Below are 15,253 nucleotides of genomic sequence, written 5' to 3' on the forward strand. Positions count from 1 at the left end.
TGCTCTATTCACCGGACCCTCATCATCGTGCCGATAGGGCCGGTTATGGTGTCGCGCATGACCCCATCGCACACACGGATCAGCAAGGCTGTCATCCCAGCAGCCGGCCTCGGCACCAGGTTTCTCCCCGCCACAAAGGCCACACCCAAGGAGATGCTCCCGGTAGTCGACAAGCCCGCCATCCAGTACGTGGTGGAGGAGGCCGCCGCCGCCGGGCTCTCCGACGTCCTGATGGTGACCGGCCGCAACAAGCGCCCGCTGGAGGACCACTTCGACCGCAATTACGAGCTCGAAGAGGCCCTGCACCGCAAGGGCGACGAGTCCCGCCTCGCCAAGGTGCAGGAGTCCAGCGACCTGGCGACCATGCACTACGTACGCCAGGGCGACCCCAAGGGCCTGGGCCACGCCGTGCTGTGTGCCGCACCACACGTGGGCGACCAGCCCTTCGCGGTCCTCCTCGGCGACGACCTGATCGACCCCCGCGACCCGCTGCTGGCGCGCATGGTCGAGATACAGGAGCAGTACGGCGGCTCCGTCATCGCCCTCATGGAGGTCGACCCGGCGCAGATCCACCTCTACGGCTGCGCGGCCGCCGCCCCCACCGGCGACGACGATGTCGTGGTCGTCTCCGACCTGGTCGAGAAGCCCGACCCGGCCGAGGCCCCCAGCAACCTCGCCATCATCGGCCGCTACGTCCTCGACCCGGCCGTCTTCGAGGTGCTGCGCAAGACCGCCCCGGGCCGCGGCGGCGAGATCCAGCTCACCGACGCCCTCCAGGCGCTGGCCGCCGACCCCGCCCTCGGCGGCCCGGTGCACGGCGTGATCTTCAAGGGCCGCCGCTATGACACCGGCGACCGCGGCGACTATCTGCGTGCCATTGTCCGACTGGCATGCGAACGTGAAGACCTGGGCCCGGACTTCCGGACCTGGCTTCGCAGTTACGTCACCGAGGAGATGTAAGACGTTGAACAACGCCACCGGCCGGACCAGCCACCAGGACCGCGTCTGGTCGGTGGCCGAGCATCTCGACGACGTGCTGTCGAAGATCGCTCCGCTCGACCCGATCGAGCTGCAACTCCTCGACGCCCAGGGCTGCGTCCTGGTCGAGGACATCACAGTCCCCGTCGCCCTGCCGCCCTTCGACAACAGCTCGATGGACGGCTACGCGGTCCGGGCCGCCGATGTCGCGGACGCCACGGAGAGCGCCCCGGTCGCCCTCACCGTCATCGGCGACGTCGCGGCGGGCAGCGGCGAGCTGCCCGGGATCGGGCCCGGCCAGGCCGCCCGCATCATGACCGGCGCCCCGGTACCACCCGGCGCCGAGGCCGTCGTCCCCGTCGAGTGGACCGACGGCGGCACGGGCCAGGGGCCGGCCGCCACGATGCGCGCCCACAGCGCCGCCCCCGAGGACGCCGGCGGCGAGGTCCGCGTCCACCGCCCGGCCGCCGCCGGCGCCCATATCCGCGCCCGCGGCAGCGATGTCACCGAAGGCGAGATGGCCCTGCGGGCGGGCACGGTCCTCGGCCCCTCCCAGATCGGCCTGCTCGCCGCCATCGGCCGCGGCACGGTCCGGGTCCGCCCCCGCCCCCGCGTCGTGGTGCTCTCGACCGGCAGTGAACTGGTCCAGCCCGGCGAGGCGTTGGGCCCCGGCCAGATCCACGACTCCAACAGCTTCCAGCTCACCGCCGCCGCCCGCGCCGCCGGCGCCATCGCCTACCGCGTCGGCGCCGTCGCCGACGACGCCGACACCCTCCGATCCACCCTGGAGGACCAGCTCATCCGGGCCGACATCCTCGTCACCAGCGGCGGTGTCAGCGTCGGCGCGTATGACGTCGTCAAGGAGACCCTGGTCGCCCTGTCCGCCACGGAGGCCGACGGTTCGTCCCTCGCGGGCGGCACGGTCGAGTTCCGCAGGCTCGCCATGCAGCCCGGCAAGCCCCAGGGCTTCGGCCTCATCGGCCCCGACCGCATCCCGCTGCTCGCCCTGCCCGGCAACCCCGTCAGCTCGTATGTCTCCTTCGAGCTGTTCGTCCGCCCGGCCATCCGCGCCCTCATGGGCCTGTCCGAGGTCCACCGGCCCACCACTCCCGCCCGGTGCACCGAGGCCGTCGCCTCCTCGCCCAAGGGGAAGCGCCAGTTCCTGCGCGGCTCCTACGACGCCGGGGCCGGCACGGTCACCCCCGTCGGTGGCGCCGGCTCCCACCTGATCAAAGCCATGGCGCACGCCAACGCGCTGATCATCGTCCCCGAGGACACCACCGAGGTCCCCGCGGGCGCGGACGTGGAGGTCGTCCTGCTCGGATAGCCCGCTGCCGCCGGGGGTACGGTGTCGTCCCACAGGCGGCAGTTTGGTACCGGGAGAACGATGAGCAGCGGCCAGCAACACCTCACCCATCTCGACGCGGCGGGCGCGGCGCGGATGGTCGACGTCTCCGGGAAGGACGTCACCGCCCGCACCGCTCGCGCCCGCGGCCGCGTCCTGGTGTCATCGCAGGTCATCGAGCTGCTGCGGGGCGAGGGCATGCCCAAGGGCGATGCCCTCGCCACCGCCCGGATCGCCGGCATCATGGGCGCCAAGCGCACCCCCGAGCTGATCCCGCTCTGCCATCCGCTGGCCGTCTCCGGCGTCACGGTCGACCTCACCGTCACCGACGACGCCGTCGAGATCACCGCCACGGTCAAGACCACCGACCGCACCGGCGTCGAAATGGAGGCGCTGACCGCGGTCTCCGTCGCCGCCCTCACCGTCGTCGACATGGTCAAGGCCGTCGACAAGGCCGCGGTGATCTCCGACATCCGCGTGGAGGAGAAGACCGGCGGCAAGTCCGGTGACTGGAGCCGGTCATGACCTCCGCCCGCGCCCTCGTCGTCACCGCCTCCAACCGCGCCGCGGCCGGCCTCTACGCCGACAAGAGCGGTCCGCTGCTCACCGAGGGCCTGGCGGCCATGGGCTTCGAGGTCGACGGCCCGCAGGTGGTGCCCGACGGCGAGCCGGTGGAGGCCGCCCTGCGCGGCGCCGTCTCCTCCGCCCGCTACGCCGTCATCCTCACCACCGGCGGCACGGGCCTGTCGCCCACCGACCGCACCCCCGAGGCCACCCGCCGGGTCCTGGACTACGAGGTCCCCGGCATCCCCGAGGCGATCCGCGCCGCCGGCCGCACGAAGGTCCCCACCGCCGCGCTCTCCCGCGGCCTGGCGGGCGTCGCCGGTACGACCCTGATCGTCAACCTCCCCGGCTCCTCCGGCGGCGTCCGCGACGGCCTCGCCGTCCTCACCGACCTGCTGCCGCACGCCGTCGACCAGATCCGCGGCGGCGACCACCCCAGACCTTCCGGGAGCCCGAGCTGAACGCGCCCTGGCCGGTGATCCTGACGGATGGTGAGGTCACCCTCCGCCCGATAAGGGTGCGCGACCAACGGGCCTGGCGCGAGGTCAACCGCCGTAACCGCGACTGGCTGCGCCCCTGGGAAGCCACCATCCCGCCGCCCCCGCCGGGCCTCGCGCCGCCGAACCGCCCCACGTTCCGTCAGATGGTCCGCCACCTCCGCGGCGAGGCGCACGCCGGCCGGATGCTGCCGTTCGTCGTCGAATACCGCGGCCGGCTCGTCGGCCAGCTGACGGTGGCGGGTATCACCTGGGGCTCCATGTGCTCCGCTCATATCGGCTACTGGGTCGACCAGGAAGTCGCCGGCCGCGGTGTCATCCCGACGGCCGTGGCGCTCGCCGTCGACCACTGCTTCCGGGCCGTGGGCCTGCACCGCATCGAGATCTGCATTCGCCCGGAGAACACCCCCAGCCGCCGGGTGGTCGAAAAGCTCGGGTTCCGCGAAGAAGGCATCCGCCCGCGCTACCTGCACATCGACGGCGCCTGGCGCGACCACGCGGTTTTCGTCCTCACCGCGGAAGAGGTGCCCGAAGGCATGCTCAACCGCTGGCGGCGAAGGAAACCCCGGACGCCCGGCGCACCCCACAAATAAAATAAATGTTCGAATGTATTCGCCGAATGACCGGATCGGCGGAGGAGCTGATCTCTACGATCACAAAAAAGTTCGAGATATCAGCCAGATCGTGCGACACACCGGCCCAATTGGCGGATGGCCCCATGCAAACCCCTCTACCGTGTGAGTTGTGAGAAGCAGCGGCCTCATCTACGCAGTCATCGTCGGGGCCTGGGCTGCCTATTTGGTGCCGATGTGGCTCCGTAGGCAGGACGAGCTCAACGAGGCCCGTCCGACCGAGCGTTTCAGCACCGCCATCCGGCTGCTGTCCGGACGCGCGGCCATGCAGCGCCGCTACGACAAGCGGCACGGGGAGTACCCCGCCGACGATGCGGGCGAAGAGGACCCGGACGCTCCGGCCGACGAGGCCGCCGCCCGGGCCTTTGGCGACCCCGCTGCGGACCCGGCCGAGGCCGGCCACACCCGGGTGCAGTCCGCTCCTCCGCGCCCCTCCGCCGCCGAGCGGACCAAGCGCGCCAAGGTCCTCGCCCGCCGCCGTCGCACCACCACCATCCTGTTCCTCACCTTCACCGTCGGCGCCATCGTCGCCGCGGTCGGCGGCCTCCCCTTCCTCTGGGCCCCCGCCCTCCCCGCCCTCCTCCTGACCGCGTACATCATTTACCTGCGCGCCCAGGAGCGGCGGCGCTTCACCTTCACCATGGACCGGCGCAAGGCGGAGGCCGCGGCCCAGCGACTGCGGGAGGGGCGGCGCCGCCCTCCGCAGGCGGCCGAGCAGCCGCCCGCCGACGATCACGCGGCCGAGGCCGGCGCTGACCTCCCGGCCGAGGCCGCCCCGGAACCGCCCCGCACCGCGACCCCCGCCCACACCGCGGGCCGCCGCGCCCTGGTGGAGGAGACCGACCACGCCGAGTGGGTCGACCAGCAGCGCGAACGCGAGCGCCCCGCCCCCGGCAGCTGGGAGCCGGTCCCGGTCCCCCTCCCCACCTACGTCACCGCCCCGGTCGCCCCGCGCGCCACCAGCCATGTCGACCTGGACGCCGACGACGCCTGGAGCTCCGCCCGCTCCAGCGCCGCCGCCGACCACCCCCACCACGACCCCCAGGCGGACCGCCCCACCCACCCCGGCCGCCGCATCCGCGGCCGCACCCCCCTCTTCGACCAGTACGAGGACGAGGACCGCCCACGCGCGGCGAACGAGTGACGGCCCTCCGCTGACCAGCACCGGAAGCGATTTCCGAGCACCGCGACCGAGATGCTAGAGTTTCACTCGTCGCAAGGGCCTGTGGCGCAGCTGGTAGCGCACCTCGTTCGCAACGAGGGGGTCAGGGGTTCGAATCCCCTCAGGTCCACAGCACGTCAAAGCCCCCGCCGGGGATATCCGGTGGGGGCTTTTTCGTATGGCGTGCCTGTCGGTGCCGGCGGTGGCCGGGCGCCAACCGCCGCTCATGGAGCTGCGGCTGCGGCCCCTGCGGGAGTCAGAGGGTGAAGAGCCAGAGCATGACGCCGACGGGGGTGAGGGCCGCGGCCAGGCCGACGGTAAGGCAGACGCCGGCCAGGAGCTTGAACACCTTGGGGCGCTGGGCGCGGCATGCGGCGAAGCATGTGAAGCCGGCGATGGCGAGGCACGGCAGCATGACGAAGACGAAACCGAACGCTGCCACGGGTCCCCCGGCGTGCTCATCCCACCCCTGTGTACAGCAGGAAAGTACAGCACCCACTGGGGCGGGTGAGGCCGCCGCCATCGGGCGGCGGTTGAGTGGCCGGTCGGCCCTCGCTCGGCCTCGGCGGCCGGCCGGGTGCGGGCTGAGGGGGGCTCAAGGGGAGTGGGGTGGGGGCCTGTCGGCGGTGGGGGCTAGCGGTGGTGGCGGTGAGGGTGGTGAGGGTGGTGAGGGCGGTGATGATGGCTGTGGCTGTGGCTGTGGCTGTGGCTGTGGCTGTGGCTGCGGCCGGGGCCGTGGCTGTGGTGGTGTCTGGGGCGGGTGTGGTGGCGGTGCGGGTGTGAGGTGGGGGTGGGGTGGGTGAGGCGGATGCCGCGTTTGGCCAGGTAGGGGAGGGGGTTGATGTCCGAGCCGTAGTGGCGGCTGGTGCGGACCTCGAAGTGGAGGTGGGGGCCGGTGGCGCGGCCGGTGGCGCCGCTGTAGCCGAGGTGGGTGCGGGCGCGGACCTTCTGGCCGGGGCGGACCGTGATGCGGGAGAGGTGGCCGAAGAGGGTGTAGTGGCCGTCGTTCATCCGGATCGTCACGGCCTTCCCGTAGGCGCCCGACCGTTTGGCGAGGACCACGGTGCCGGAGCCCACGGACCTGACCTTGGTCCCGGTGCGGACGGCGAGGTCTATGCCCGTGTGGTGACCGGCCTGCCAGCTGCCGCGGACGCCGTACGGCGAGCTGATGCGGTGGCGGACCTTCGTGGGGTGGTCCGAGGTGCCGGCCGGGGCGGCGAGGGCCACCTGGGAGGCCGCCAGGGCGAGGACACAGCTCGTGGCCGTCGGGGCCATGGCGAGCAGCAGCATTCTGCGCAGCGGGGTGCTTTTGCGGAACGTGGTCATAGTTGCGAGCCCACGCCTGGTGGCGGGCGCGCGCATCCCGGGGCGGGGCAGCGGGCCGCCGAACGGGTGGAGAAGCGTCCGCCGGGCGGGTCTTGTTCGGGCGGGCGGTGAGGGATGAGCTCGGGCGGCGGGGGTGAGTTCGGACGGGGGTGAGTTCGGGCGGGCGGCGGGGGACGAGCCCGGACGGTCGGCGGGTGGGGGATGAGCTCGGGCGGGTGGACGGGACGAGGTCGGGCAGGTGCCGGGCGGGGCCGGGGGTGGCTCAGCCCGCCGGGTGTGCGGTTTCTGCCAGGCGTTCGACTGCCTTGAGGACCTCGCCGGCGCCGTCCTCGGCGGCGAGACGGTGGGCGGCGGCGCGGGCGTGGTCGCGACGGGCCGGGGCGGCGGTGGCCTGGGTGATGGCCTGGGACAGGCGGGCGACGGCGCGGTCCCCGGACAGCTCCTTGAAGGGGATCGGGGCGGTGGCGACGCCCAGGGAGGCCAGGCGGGCGGCCCAGAAGGGCTGGTCGGCGGTGACCGGGACCGGGATGGTGGGGACTCCGGCGCGTACGCCCGCGGCGGCGGTGCCGGCGCCGCAGTGGTGCACCACCGCGGCCATCCGGGGGAAGAGGAGGGCGTGCGGGACCTCGCCGATGGTGAGGAGGTCGGCGTCCGCGGAGGTGTGCCCGACGGACAGGCCGGCCCAGCCGGACTGGAGGATGCCGCGGACCTTGGCGCGGCGCAGCGCGGCCGCCGCGAGCGTGCTCAGCCGCTCGCCCTCGCCGCCCGCCATACTGCCGAAGCCGAGGAACACCGGGGGCGGGCCCGCGGCCAGGAAGTCCTCGACGACCGGCGGGAGTCGGTCGTCCGGCGCATGCCAGGGCCACCAGTTGCCCACGACGTCGAGGCCGGGCCGCCAGTCCGTGGGGCGGGGCACCAGGACCTCGCTGAAGCCGTGCAGGACCGGCCGGCCGGAGGTTTCGGCACGGCGGCGGACCGTACGGGGCGTGGCGGGCGGCAGTCCGAGGCGGGCGCGCAGTTCGCGGGTCGCGTCGGCGTAGAGGCGGTCGACGATGCGGAGGGAGAGCCGGCCGGCGGCGCGGTTGCCCCACCGGCCCAGGGAGCGGCCGCCGCTGACCACCGGGGCGAAGTCACCGGTGGGGGCGCCGGGCACGAGGGGCAGGTCCAGGAACGGGATGCCCCGCGCCTCCGCGAGGTGGTGGCCGAGCGGTGCGGTGGTGGCGGAGAGCAGGAGCAGGCCGGTGTCCTCGCGGGCGGCGTCGGCGAGGCCGCCGCCCAGTTCCTTGATGAAGGCGGCGGCCTGGCGCATCAGGTCGCGGTTGCCGCCGGGGCCCGGGGGGCGGCCCGGCTCGGCGGTGTCCGCGGTGGCGGCGGGGCGGGTGCGGGGGTCGGCCGGCAGCCGGCGGAACTCCAGGCCGGCGGCCCGTACGAGTGCGGCGTAGCTGTCGTGGGTGGCGAGGGCGACCTCGTGGCCGGCCGCGCGGAGCCGGGCGCCCAGGCCGGTGTACGGGGCGATGTCGCCGTACGATCCGGCGGCCGTGATCAGGATCTTTGTCATGGGACGGTCAGCCCTTCTTCGGGTCGGGTGGGGGCGCGTTCGGTCGGGTGAGTGGGGGCATGCGGCTTCGGGGCGGGCAGGGCGGGGATGGCCGCCGTGGACGGGAATGCCGCGCATGCCGGGTGCGACGGGCGTCGCGGGTGTGCCGCGCAGGGCAGGCACGGCAGGCAGGCATGGCGATGGGGCGGATGCCTCGGCCCTCGCGGCCGGCAGCCGCCCGGCAGTGGCCCCGGGCGGGCAGCTGCCCGGCACCCCCGTGACCGGCAGTTGCCCGTCCCTCAGCCCGTACCGGGAGCCGCCCGCCCCTCGCCCCGTACCGGCAGCCGCACCCTCAGCCCCCGTCACCCCGCGACTGGCGGACCGCGTTGGCGTGTACGGCGGTGCGCAGGTAGGGGGCGAGGCCGGGGCGTTGTTCGGTGGGTGGGACGACCAGGGCGAAGGCGCGGGGGTCGGTGGCGAAGTCGTCGGCGATCCGGGCGTGCATGTCGGTGGGGCACGGGGTGAACCAGCGGGCGATGTGCTGCCGGTGCTCCTCCGCGAGGTCCATGGCGGGGGTGCCGTCCGCCGGTTCCCCGGCGTCGAAGGCGGTGCGGAGCCGCAGGCGCCAGTCGGCGGCCTCGGCCATGATTTTCGCCCAGTCCTCCTTGGAGTGCGCGGCGGCCCGCGCCATCGAGCGCTGATGGCCCTCGCGGTGCTGCCACTTGAGGTGGGCCTGGGTGGCGTAGGTGAGGTCGAAGGTCACCTCGCCGAAGACCTCGAACCGCTCCTCGGGGGTCAGCTCCACGCCGGTCTGCTGGACCTCCATGGCGTGTTCGGCGACCTCGACCAGCCGTCGCAGCTTGGTGATCTGGTCGTTGAGGAGGCGGTGCCGGGCGCGGAGGTGGTCCAGGGCGTTGGCCTGCGGGTCCTCCAGGATGGCGGCGATCTCGTCGAGGGGGAAGCCGAGTTCCCGGTAGAAGAGGATCTGCTGGAGCCGCGCGAGGTCGGCGTCGCTGTAGAGGCGGTAGCCGGCGGGGCTGCGGTCGCTGGGGGAGAGCAGACCGGACTTGTCGTAGTGGTGCAGGGTCCGCACCGTGATCCCCGCGAAGCCGGAGACCTGCCCGACCGAGTAGCTCATCGCAGCGCCTTTCGTCCCGTCATGTCCGGTCGGCCCGCCGTCTTCCGGTGGTGAGGTCACCGGTGGCCGGGGCCGTGCCGTGGCTTCAGAGTGGGGCCTGACGTTGCGTGAGGGTCAAGCGGGACGGGGGCGGGGCGGGTGCCGGGGGCTGCCCGCCCCGTCGGGGCCGTTCGCGAGGGGCGGGCGGCGGGCCCGTCCGGCCGGTTCAGCCGTCCGGATACCGGTCCTGGAGCACCGAGGCCACCAGCGCCTGGACGTCCTCCCGGTCCAGGCCCTCGGCGCGGGCCCGGTCCATCCAGGAGCGGAGTTCCTCGCGGAGCAGGGCGTCCGCGGCGGACTCGGGGCGGGCGAGCGTACGGCTGACGAAGGTGCCGAGGCCGGGGCGTGGTTCGACCAGGCCCTCCCGCTCCAGCTCGCGGTAGGCCTTCAGGGTCGTATTGGGGTTGACCTTGGTCGTGGCGGCCACCTGGGCGGCGGTCGGCAGCCGGTCGCCCTCCACCAGGACGCCCAACCGCAGTGCCTGCTGGACCTGTTGGACGATCTGGAGGTAGGTGGCGACACCGCTGCGGCGGTCGATCCGGAACTCGACGACGCTCACCACCTCTCTGCTTCTTCCGCCCGTGCCGGCCTGTGGGGCGCCGGGGCCGGGCTGCCCGACCGCTTGATGATCAGGCCGGCCGTCCCGGGTGTCAAAGCGCCGCCCGGGACGCGCCCCGTACGCGATTCTCCCGCGGTCGGCCGCCCGTACCGGCCGTCGCGTGGCTGCCCGTTCAGAGCGGCCGCCGGTGTGCCCGCCACACGACGAACGCCAGCACCACGACGGCCAGCGCCAGCAGAATCCCCGCGCCCCGCCACTGCATCCCGGCCATCTGCTCGTAGTCGAAGTACTGGGTCACCCGGTTGACGATGCCCAGCTTGGCCCGGCAGGCCTCGGCGTCGCCGTTGACGCAGGTGCCGAAGCCATAGAGCTTGCCGTCCGCGGTGGACACCCAGTCGTCCATCCGTACGGCGTCGAACGGCAGGCGGGGGCCGCTGTCGGAGTCGTACGGGTAGCTGACGCTGCGCAGGGTGCCGAGCCGGGGCCGGACCTGCTCGGCCCAGAGCACACCGCCGACCGTGGCGAGGACGGCGGTGGCCGCCATGGCCGGCACCACCCGCTTGATCAGCATGCCGAGGGCGATACCGCAGGAGGTCAGGAGCAGGGCCATGGCGACCGGGACGGGGCCGGTGCTGTCGAAGGGGCCGCCCGCCAGCCAGTCGCCGGTCGCGATCAGCTTGTGGGCCGGGGCCCACAGCCAGGTGAAGACGGCCGACAGCAGGGTGGTGCACAGCACCGTGACGGCCAGCGGCAGCCCGAGCGTGGCGGCGATCCAGCGGCCGCGGCTCACCGACTGGGTGGTGACCAGCTTGAGGGTGCCGTGCTCCTGCTCGCCCCCGATCAGCGGTGCGCCGAGGAAGACGCCGACGACGACGGGCAGGTACCGCAGCAGGGCGATGTCGCTGTCGAACGCCGAGCCGTAGCGGTTCTGGAACGCGGTGACCAGCCGTCCGTCGAGGTCGGGCGTGGTGCCCTGGGTGTGCAGGAAGTCCTGTACGCCGATGCGCTGGTAGACGAAGGCGGCGCAGCCCACCACGGTGGCCAGCAGGGTGAGGCGCAGGAGGGTGCGGTGCCGGCGCCAGACCAGCCAGGGCAGGCCGTGCAGCAGGCCGCGGCGGGTGGTGGCCGTACCGGCCGGGCCGCCCCCCTCGGCCGCGGCGGTAGGGCCGGATGTGTCGGTCGTGCTCATGCCGCGGCTTCCTCCGCTCCGTCGGCGCCGGTCCCGTCCATGACGAGGGTGGGGGCGTCGGGCGCGCGCAGATAGGCCAGCAGGACCTCCTCCATGCTCGGCGCCAGCACCTCCCAGCTGTCGGAGAGCGGGCCGCCGGTGCGGACCAGGGCGCTGAACTGCCGCCCGGTGACCCGGGATTCGACGACGGTGTGGTGCCGGCGCAGTTCCCCGGGCACCCCGTCGTCCCCCTCGGCGACGCCCGTCACCAGCAGGTGGGCGGGGATCAGGTCCTCGGTCAGGCCGGCCATCCGCAGCCGGCCCTCGGCGAGGACGAGGAGGTAGTCACACATGACCTCCATCTCGGAGAGCATGTGGGACGACATCAGGACGGTCGTGCCGTGTTCGGCGGCCTCGGCCATCAGCAGCCCGGACAGCTCGTGCCGGGCGAGCGGGTCGAGGTCGGACATCGGCTCGTCGAGCAGCAGCAGCTCGGGCCGCTTGCCGAAGGCGAGGGCGAAGGCGACGCGGGTGCGCTGGCCGCCCGAGAGGGTGCCGATGCGGGCGCTGAGCGGCACCTTGCCGGACCGGACGATGCGCTCGGCCAGCGCCTGGTCCCAGCGCGGGTTGAGCTCACGGCCCAGCCGCAGCGTCTCGGCCACCGTGAAGCGGGGGTAGAGCGGCTTGTCCTGGGCGAGGAAGGCGACCCGGGACAGCACGGCCGGGTCGGAGACGGGGACGCCGAACAGCTTCAGCGTGCCGGTGGTCGGCTGCACCAGCCGGGTCGCGGTGCCCAGGAAGGTGCTCTTGCCGGCGCCGTTGGGGCCGACGAGGGCGCAGATATGGCCCGCAGGGAGCCGGAAGGAGCAGTCCCGCAGCGCCCAGCCGCGGCGGTACTTCTTCCCCAGTCCTTCGGCCTCGATGGCCCATGGGCTCGGGTCGCTCACCCGGATCCCCCCTTTAGCTAGTTCATTAGTGGAATGAGTATGGGGAGCGGTACGGAGGCATGTCAACAATGGGCGGGCGGGGGTGGCGGGGCAGCCCTCCGCCCGCGCCGGACGGCGGGCTGCCCCGGCTGCCTCAGCCCTCCGCCACCAGCGCCTTCGCCATACAGCGGCTCTCCTCATACGTCCGGTACAGACCGAACTTCTCGACCATCACATAGCCGCTGGAGGCGTACAGCTCCAGCGCCTCCGGCTGCTTGGTCCCGGTCTCCAGCACCATCCGGGAGCGCCCCGCGGCCCGTGCGTCGGCCTCCAGGGCGGCCAGGATCCGCCGGGCCAGCCCCCGTCCGCGCGCCTCCGGGAGCACGAACATCCGCTTGATCTCGGCGTCGCCGACCGCGTACCCCTCCGCCGCGTCCTCCTGCCGCCGCCATCCGCCGGTGGCCAGCGGGCGGGTGCCGTCGTACGCGATCAGATACATGCCGTGCGGCGGGGTGAACATCTCCGGGGTGAGCGGGGTGATGTCGCCGTCGTCGCCGTAGCGCCGGGCGTACTCCTGCTGCACCAGCGCGTCGAGGGCGACCGCGTCGGGGTGGTCATAGCGGACGGGGCGTATCTCCATTCCAGAAAGCGTACGGGCGGGCGGGCGCCGGGTGCGATGAGGCCGGGGGCCGCGGGCCGCGAGGACCGGGCGCCCGGGGTATGGGAGCCTGACCCCTGGCCCGAGGTGAAGCGATGGGGCCGGGAAAGGGCTGGGTGAGGGTTTTGTACACCGTGACCTCGGTGAATGTGAACGGGCTGCGTGCCGCTGCCAAGAAGGGCTTCGTCCCGTGGCTGGCGGAGACCGCGGCGGATGTGCTGTGCCTGCAAGAGGTCCGGGCCGAGACCGCCCAGCTCCCGGACGAGGTGCGCGAGCCCGCGGGCTGGTACACCGTGCACGCCCCGGCGGCCGCCAAGGGCCGGGCCGGCGTCTCGCTCTACACCCGGCGGGAGCCGGACCGGGTCCGGATCGGCTTCGGCTCGGCGGAATTCGACACCAGCGGTCGCTATGTCGAGGCGGACCTGCCCGGTGTGACCGTCGCCAGCCTCTACCTCCCCTCCGGGGAGGTCGGCACGGAGCGGCAGGACGAGAAGGAACGCTTCATGGCGGAGTTCCTGCCGTACCTGGTCGGGCTGCGCAAGCGGGCCGCGGCGGACGGCCGTGAGGTGCTGGTGTGCGGTGACTGGAACATCGCGCACCAGGAGGCCGACCTGAAGAACTGGAAGGCCAACCGGAAGAAGTCCGGTTTCCTCCCGGAGGAGCGCGCCTGGCTGACCGACGTCCTGGACGGGACCCGCGGCGGCTACGTGGACGTCGTCCGCGCCCTGCACCCGGACACCGAGGGCCCGTACTCGTGGTGGTCGTACCGGGGCCGCGCCTTCGACAACGACGCGGGCTGGCGGATCGACTACGCCATGGCCACTCCCGGTCTCGCCGCGCGTGCGGTGAAGGCGTATGTGGAGCGGGCGGCCAGCTATGACCAGCGGTGGAGCGACCACGCACCCGTGACGGCCGTCTTCGACCGGTAGGCCCCGGGTGGGCCGTACGGGCTCCAGGAGCCGGTGAGCCGGCGGTGGCCGGCCCGCGGGCCCAACTGCGTTGTCAGTGGCCGCAGTTATTGTCCGGATCATGGGATACACAGAGGCCGAGACATACGACGGCGCGTGGGTCGACCACCCCGATCTCGTCAGGGCGTGGCGGGGCAGCACCACCCTGCTGACCTTGTCCTTCCCCCCGTTCCGCGACCCGGCGGCAGCCGCCGTTCCGTGGACTCCGAAACCGCACGACCCCATACGCGCCCGCCGCGTCGTCGAGTCGCTGGGCACCGTCGACGCGGTCCTGGAGGAGCTGCCGGTCCGCCGGACCGCAGACCTGGAGGAGCCGGAGATGCGGGCCGACCTCGACTATGTCGCGGTCGGCTGCTGGGGCGACCTGGTGTGGATCAGCGATCCGGCGCTGGGTGACTACGGCATGGGGTGCGGAATGGACGGGGAGATCGGTGTGCAGCGCGCGCTGCATCCGGAGGCCCGGATCGTCGGGACGATGTCCATGGATTACGGGCTCACCTACTGCCAGCACGCGGTGGACCTGCCCGGGGGCCGTCGGCTGGACGTCAGCGGGTGGATCGACGCCGAGGGCCTTGAGGTCACCGGTGACCCGGAGGACCTGCTGCGGGTCATCGGGATCGATCCCGCGACGGTGCGGAACACGTACACCGACCCCGACGAACCCGACAACATCGACTGGTGCGACTGGGACCGCTACACCGACTTCTTCGTCGGCGGCTTCGCCGACATCGACTGGAGTACCCAGCAGGACTTGCGGGCGTCCCTTTTCCGGGTCAGGCGCTCGGAAAGCGCCCAGGGCGACCTGGCCGAGGTGTGGCTCGGGAAGTGAGCCGGTCTCCCACGGGCCCGCTTTCCGGAGACGCCGGATTCCGCCGGGCATTCCCGTGTGCGGGGGCGCCGAGGGAATTCCCGGTGGCGGGGTGCGCGGCATTTCCCGCTGCCGGGTGACACGCAAGAGGCCGGTGGGGGTTGTCCGCGACGGCCGCGAGCAGCAAAACGGCCCGCCGGAGATTCCGGCGGGCCGTCACACTGGGGGGTGATGCGACCGCTGCGTCAGGAGACGCGCGAGAACTTCACGTAGCCACCGTTGTCGGGACGCTCGAAGATGCCGCGGAAGGCCCAGTTGATGTAGCCGCCGTCGCCCTGGTTCGTGAACTCGCCGTCCTCGAAGACCCAGATGCCGTAGACGACACCGTCATAGGTGGCGGTGCCGAACGACTGCACACCGTTGAAGTGGTCCTCGTACGGCTGGCTCAGGTTGTGGACCATGACGTTGTACTTGCCGCCGGCCGCGTAGAACGCCGACTCCATGAAGCTCTTGACGAAGCCCTCACGGTTCTGCGCGGTCTTGATCGACGACTCGATCTTGTTGGCGATGCCGAGAACGTCGACGTTCATGTTGAGGTTCGCGTTGGCACCGACGCTGACCGGCGACTCGCCGGCCGTGGCGGCGGGGGCCGCGGGGGCCGCGGGCGCCGCCGAGGCGGTCGCCGGGAAGGCGACGGCCGTGCCGGCCAGCGCGGCGCACAGGGCCGCCGTGGCAAGGCTCTTCTTCACGAGGTTCTTCTTGGACATGGTTCTCCTCGATGGGTACGGATGCATGCCTCTCCGGTCCCCTGTGCGGGTGGAGGGGACCGGAGAGGTGGCCCGGACGGCCGCGGGGGAAAGCGGCGGTCGCCGGCACGGAAGTGATGTTTCAAGACGGCGCTCATGATCCGCTCACATCGCGATCATGGTCTCCGCCGACAGCCCGCGT

The 15,253-nt window shown here is 72.8% G+C and carries 17 protein-coding genes and 1 tRNA gene; 9 read left to right on the forward strand and 9 right to left on the reverse strand.

Annotated features, from left to right (window positions below):
• Positions 1 to 57 precede the first annotated feature (57 nt).
• The 7 genes from galU (at position 58) to TU31_RS19395 (ending at position 5,308) form a co-directional block, all read left to right on the forward strand.
• Positions 58 to 960, forward strand: a complete 903-nt coding sequence (galU, locus tag TU31_RS19365) for a UTP--glucose-1-phosphate uridylyltransferase GalU (protein ID WP_042156230.1) — start codon at positions 58 to 60, stop codon at positions 958 to 960.
• Positions 961 to 964: 4 nt separating this feature from the next.
• On the forward strand, positions 965 to 2,305 hold the full coding sequence (glp, locus tag TU31_RS19370; RefSeq protein WP_042156232.1) for a molybdotransferase-like divisome protein Glp: 1,341 nt from the start codon (positions 965 to 967) through the stop codon (positions 2,303 to 2,305).
• Positions 2,306 to 2,365: 60 nt separating this feature from the next.
• The gene (moaC, locus tag TU31_RS19375) at positions 2,366 to 2,848 is read left to right on the forward strand and encodes a cyclic pyranopterin monophosphate synthase MoaC (RefSeq protein ID WP_042156234.1); all 483 of its coding nucleotides are present in this window, start codon (positions 2,366 to 2,368) and stop codon (positions 2,846 to 2,848) included.
• Entirely contained in the window at positions 2,845 to 3,348 is a 504-nt protein-coding gene (locus TU31_RS19380; protein WP_042156236.1) for a MogA/MoaB family molybdenum cofactor biosynthesis protein, read from the forward strand. The genes moaC and TU31_RS19380 overlap by 4 nt, the downstream gene beginning before the upstream one ends.
• A 14-nt stretch (positions 3,349 to 3,362) precedes the next feature.
• On the forward strand, positions 3,363 to 3,977 hold the full coding sequence (locus TU31_RS19385; protein ID WP_042156238.1) for a GNAT family N-acetyltransferase: 615 nt from the start codon (positions 3,363 to 3,365) through the stop codon (positions 3,975 to 3,977).
• Positions 3,978 to 4,128: 151 nt separating this feature from the next.
• Complete coding sequence (gene sepX, locus TU31_RS19390; RefSeq protein ID WP_042156239.1) at positions 4,129 to 5,160, forward strand: divisome protein SepX/GlpR; 1,032 nt, start codon at positions 4,129 to 4,131, stop codon at positions 5,158 to 5,160.
• Positions 5,161 to 5,235: 75 nt separating this feature from the next.
• Positions 5,236 to 5,308, forward strand: a tRNA-Ala gene (locus TU31_RS19395).
• Positions 5,309 to 5,434: 126 nt separating this feature from the next.
• Here the strand turns inward: TU31_RS19395 and TU31_RS19400 are convergent.
• From TU31_RS19400 to TU31_RS19435, 8 genes are all read right to left on the reverse strand, one after another.
• Positions 5,435 to 5,620 (reverse strand): hypothetical protein, encoded by a 186-nt coding sequence (locus TU31_RS19400; RefSeq protein ID WP_052718988.1) that lies wholly within the window; start codon positions 5,618 to 5,620, stop codon positions 5,435 to 5,437.
• 191 nt (positions 5,621 to 5,811) lie between these two features.
• A complete protein-coding gene (locus TU31_RS40280) occupies positions 5,812 to 6,504 on the reverse strand; it encodes a M23 family metallopeptidase (RefSeq protein ID WP_078885865.1) in 693 nt (230 codons plus the stop codon).
• Between the two features lie 262 nt (positions 6,505 to 6,766).
• Complete coding sequence (locus TU31_RS19410) at positions 6,767 to 8,062, reverse strand: glycosyltransferase (RefSeq protein ID WP_042156243.1); 1,296 nt, start codon at positions 8,060 to 8,062, stop codon at positions 6,767 to 6,769.
• A 331-nt stretch (positions 8,063 to 8,393) separates the two neighbouring features.
• Positions 8,394 to 9,179 (reverse strand): MerR family transcriptional regulator, encoded by a 786-nt coding sequence (locus tag TU31_RS19415; RefSeq protein WP_042156245.1) that lies wholly within the window; start codon positions 9,177 to 9,179, stop codon positions 8,394 to 8,396.
• Between the two features lie 205 nt (positions 9,180 to 9,384).
• The gene (locus TU31_RS19420) at positions 9,385 to 9,780 is read right to left on the reverse strand and encodes a GntR family transcriptional regulator (protein ID WP_042156247.1); all 396 of its coding nucleotides are present in this window, start codon (positions 9,778 to 9,780) and stop codon (positions 9,385 to 9,387) included.
• A gap of 169 nt (positions 9,781 to 9,949) precedes the next feature.
• Positions 9,950 to 10,966 carry an ABC-2 membrane transporter-related protein gene (locus TU31_RS19425; RefSeq protein ID WP_042156249.1) on the reverse strand — a complete coding sequence of 339 codons (1,017 nt, stop codon included), beginning with the start codon at positions 10,964 to 10,966 and terminating at the stop codon, positions 9,950 to 9,952.
• Positions 10,963 to 11,892: an ABC transporter ATP-binding protein gene (locus TU31_RS19430; RefSeq protein WP_042156252.1), complete on the reverse strand. Its 930-nt coding sequence runs from the start codon at positions 11,890 to 11,892 to the stop codon at positions 10,963 to 10,965. Before TU31_RS19430 ends, TU31_RS19425 begins: the two co-directional genes overlap by 4 nt.
• A gap of 133 nt (positions 11,893 to 12,025) precedes the next feature.
• A complete protein-coding gene (locus TU31_RS19435) occupies positions 12,026 to 12,511 on the reverse strand; it encodes a GNAT family N-acetyltransferase (protein WP_042156255.1) in 486 nt (161 codons plus the stop codon).
• Positions 12,512 to 12,654: 143 nt separating this feature from the next.
• On the opposite strand from TU31_RS19435, the gene TU31_RS19440 reads away from it, so the two are divergent.
• Complete coding sequence (locus tag TU31_RS19440; RefSeq protein WP_042156257.1) at positions 12,655 to 13,458, forward strand: exodeoxyribonuclease III; 804 nt, start codon at positions 12,655 to 12,657, stop codon at positions 13,456 to 13,458.
• A gap of 100 nt (positions 13,459 to 13,558) precedes the next feature.
• Positions 13,559 to 14,326 (forward strand): DUF6333 family protein, encoded by a 768-nt coding sequence (locus tag TU31_RS38065; protein WP_042156259.1) that lies wholly within the window; start codon positions 13,559 to 13,561, stop codon positions 14,324 to 14,326.
• Positions 14,327 to 14,550: 224 nt separating this feature from the next.
• On the opposite strand, the gene TU31_RS19450 is transcribed toward TU31_RS38065, so the two are convergent.
• The gene (locus tag TU31_RS19450; RefSeq protein ID WP_042156261.1) at positions 14,551 to 15,072 is read right to left on the reverse strand and encodes a hypothetical protein; all 522 of its coding nucleotides are present in this window, start codon (positions 15,070 to 15,072) and stop codon (positions 14,551 to 14,553) included.
• Positions 15,073 to 15,253: the final 181 nt, after the last annotated feature.

The organism is Streptomyces lydicamycinicus (genome assembly GCF_000829715.2).
Taxonomy (GTDB): Bacteria; Actinomycetota; Actinomycetes; order Streptomycetales; family Streptomycetaceae; genus Streptomyces; species Streptomyces lydicamycinicus.

Coding starts and splice junctions, on each gene's coding strand:
- TU31_RS19410 (WP_042156243.1), bottom strand. CDS start 8,062: ATGACAAAGATCCTGATCACGGCCGCCGGATCGTACGGCGACATCGCC.
- galU (WP_042156230.1), top strand. CDS start 58: ATGACCCCATCGCACACACGGATCAGCAAGGCTGTCATCCCAGCAGCC.
- moaC (WP_042156234.1), top strand. CDS start 2,366: ATGAGCAGCGGCCAGCAACACCTCACCCATCTCGACGCGGCGGGCGCG.
- TU31_RS19425 (WP_042156249.1), bottom strand. CDS start 10,966: ATGAGCACGACCGACACATCCGGCCCTACCGCCGCGGCCGAGGGGGGC.
- TU31_RS40280 (WP_078885865.1), bottom strand. CDS start 6,504: ATGACCACGTTCCGCAAAAGCACCCCGCTGCGCAGAATGCTGCTGCTC.
- TU31_RS19380 (WP_042156236.1), top strand. CDS start 2,845: ATGACCTCCGCCCGCGCCCTCGTCGTCACCGCCTCCAACCGCGCCGCG.
- TU31_RS38065 (WP_042156259.1), top strand. CDS start 13,559: ATGGGATACACAGAGGCCGAGACATACGACGGCGCGTGGGTCGACCAC.
- TU31_RS19450 (WP_042156261.1), bottom strand. CDS start 15,072: ATGTCCAAGAAGAACCTCGTGAAGAAGAGCCTTGCCACGGCGGCCCTG.
- TU31_RS19415 (WP_042156245.1), bottom strand. CDS start 9,179: ATGAGCTACTCGGTCGGGCAGGTCTCCGGCTTCGCGGGGATCACGGTG.
- TU31_RS19435 (WP_042156255.1), bottom strand. CDS start 12,511: ATGGAGATACGCCCCGTCCGCTATGACCACCCCGACGCGGTCGCCCTC.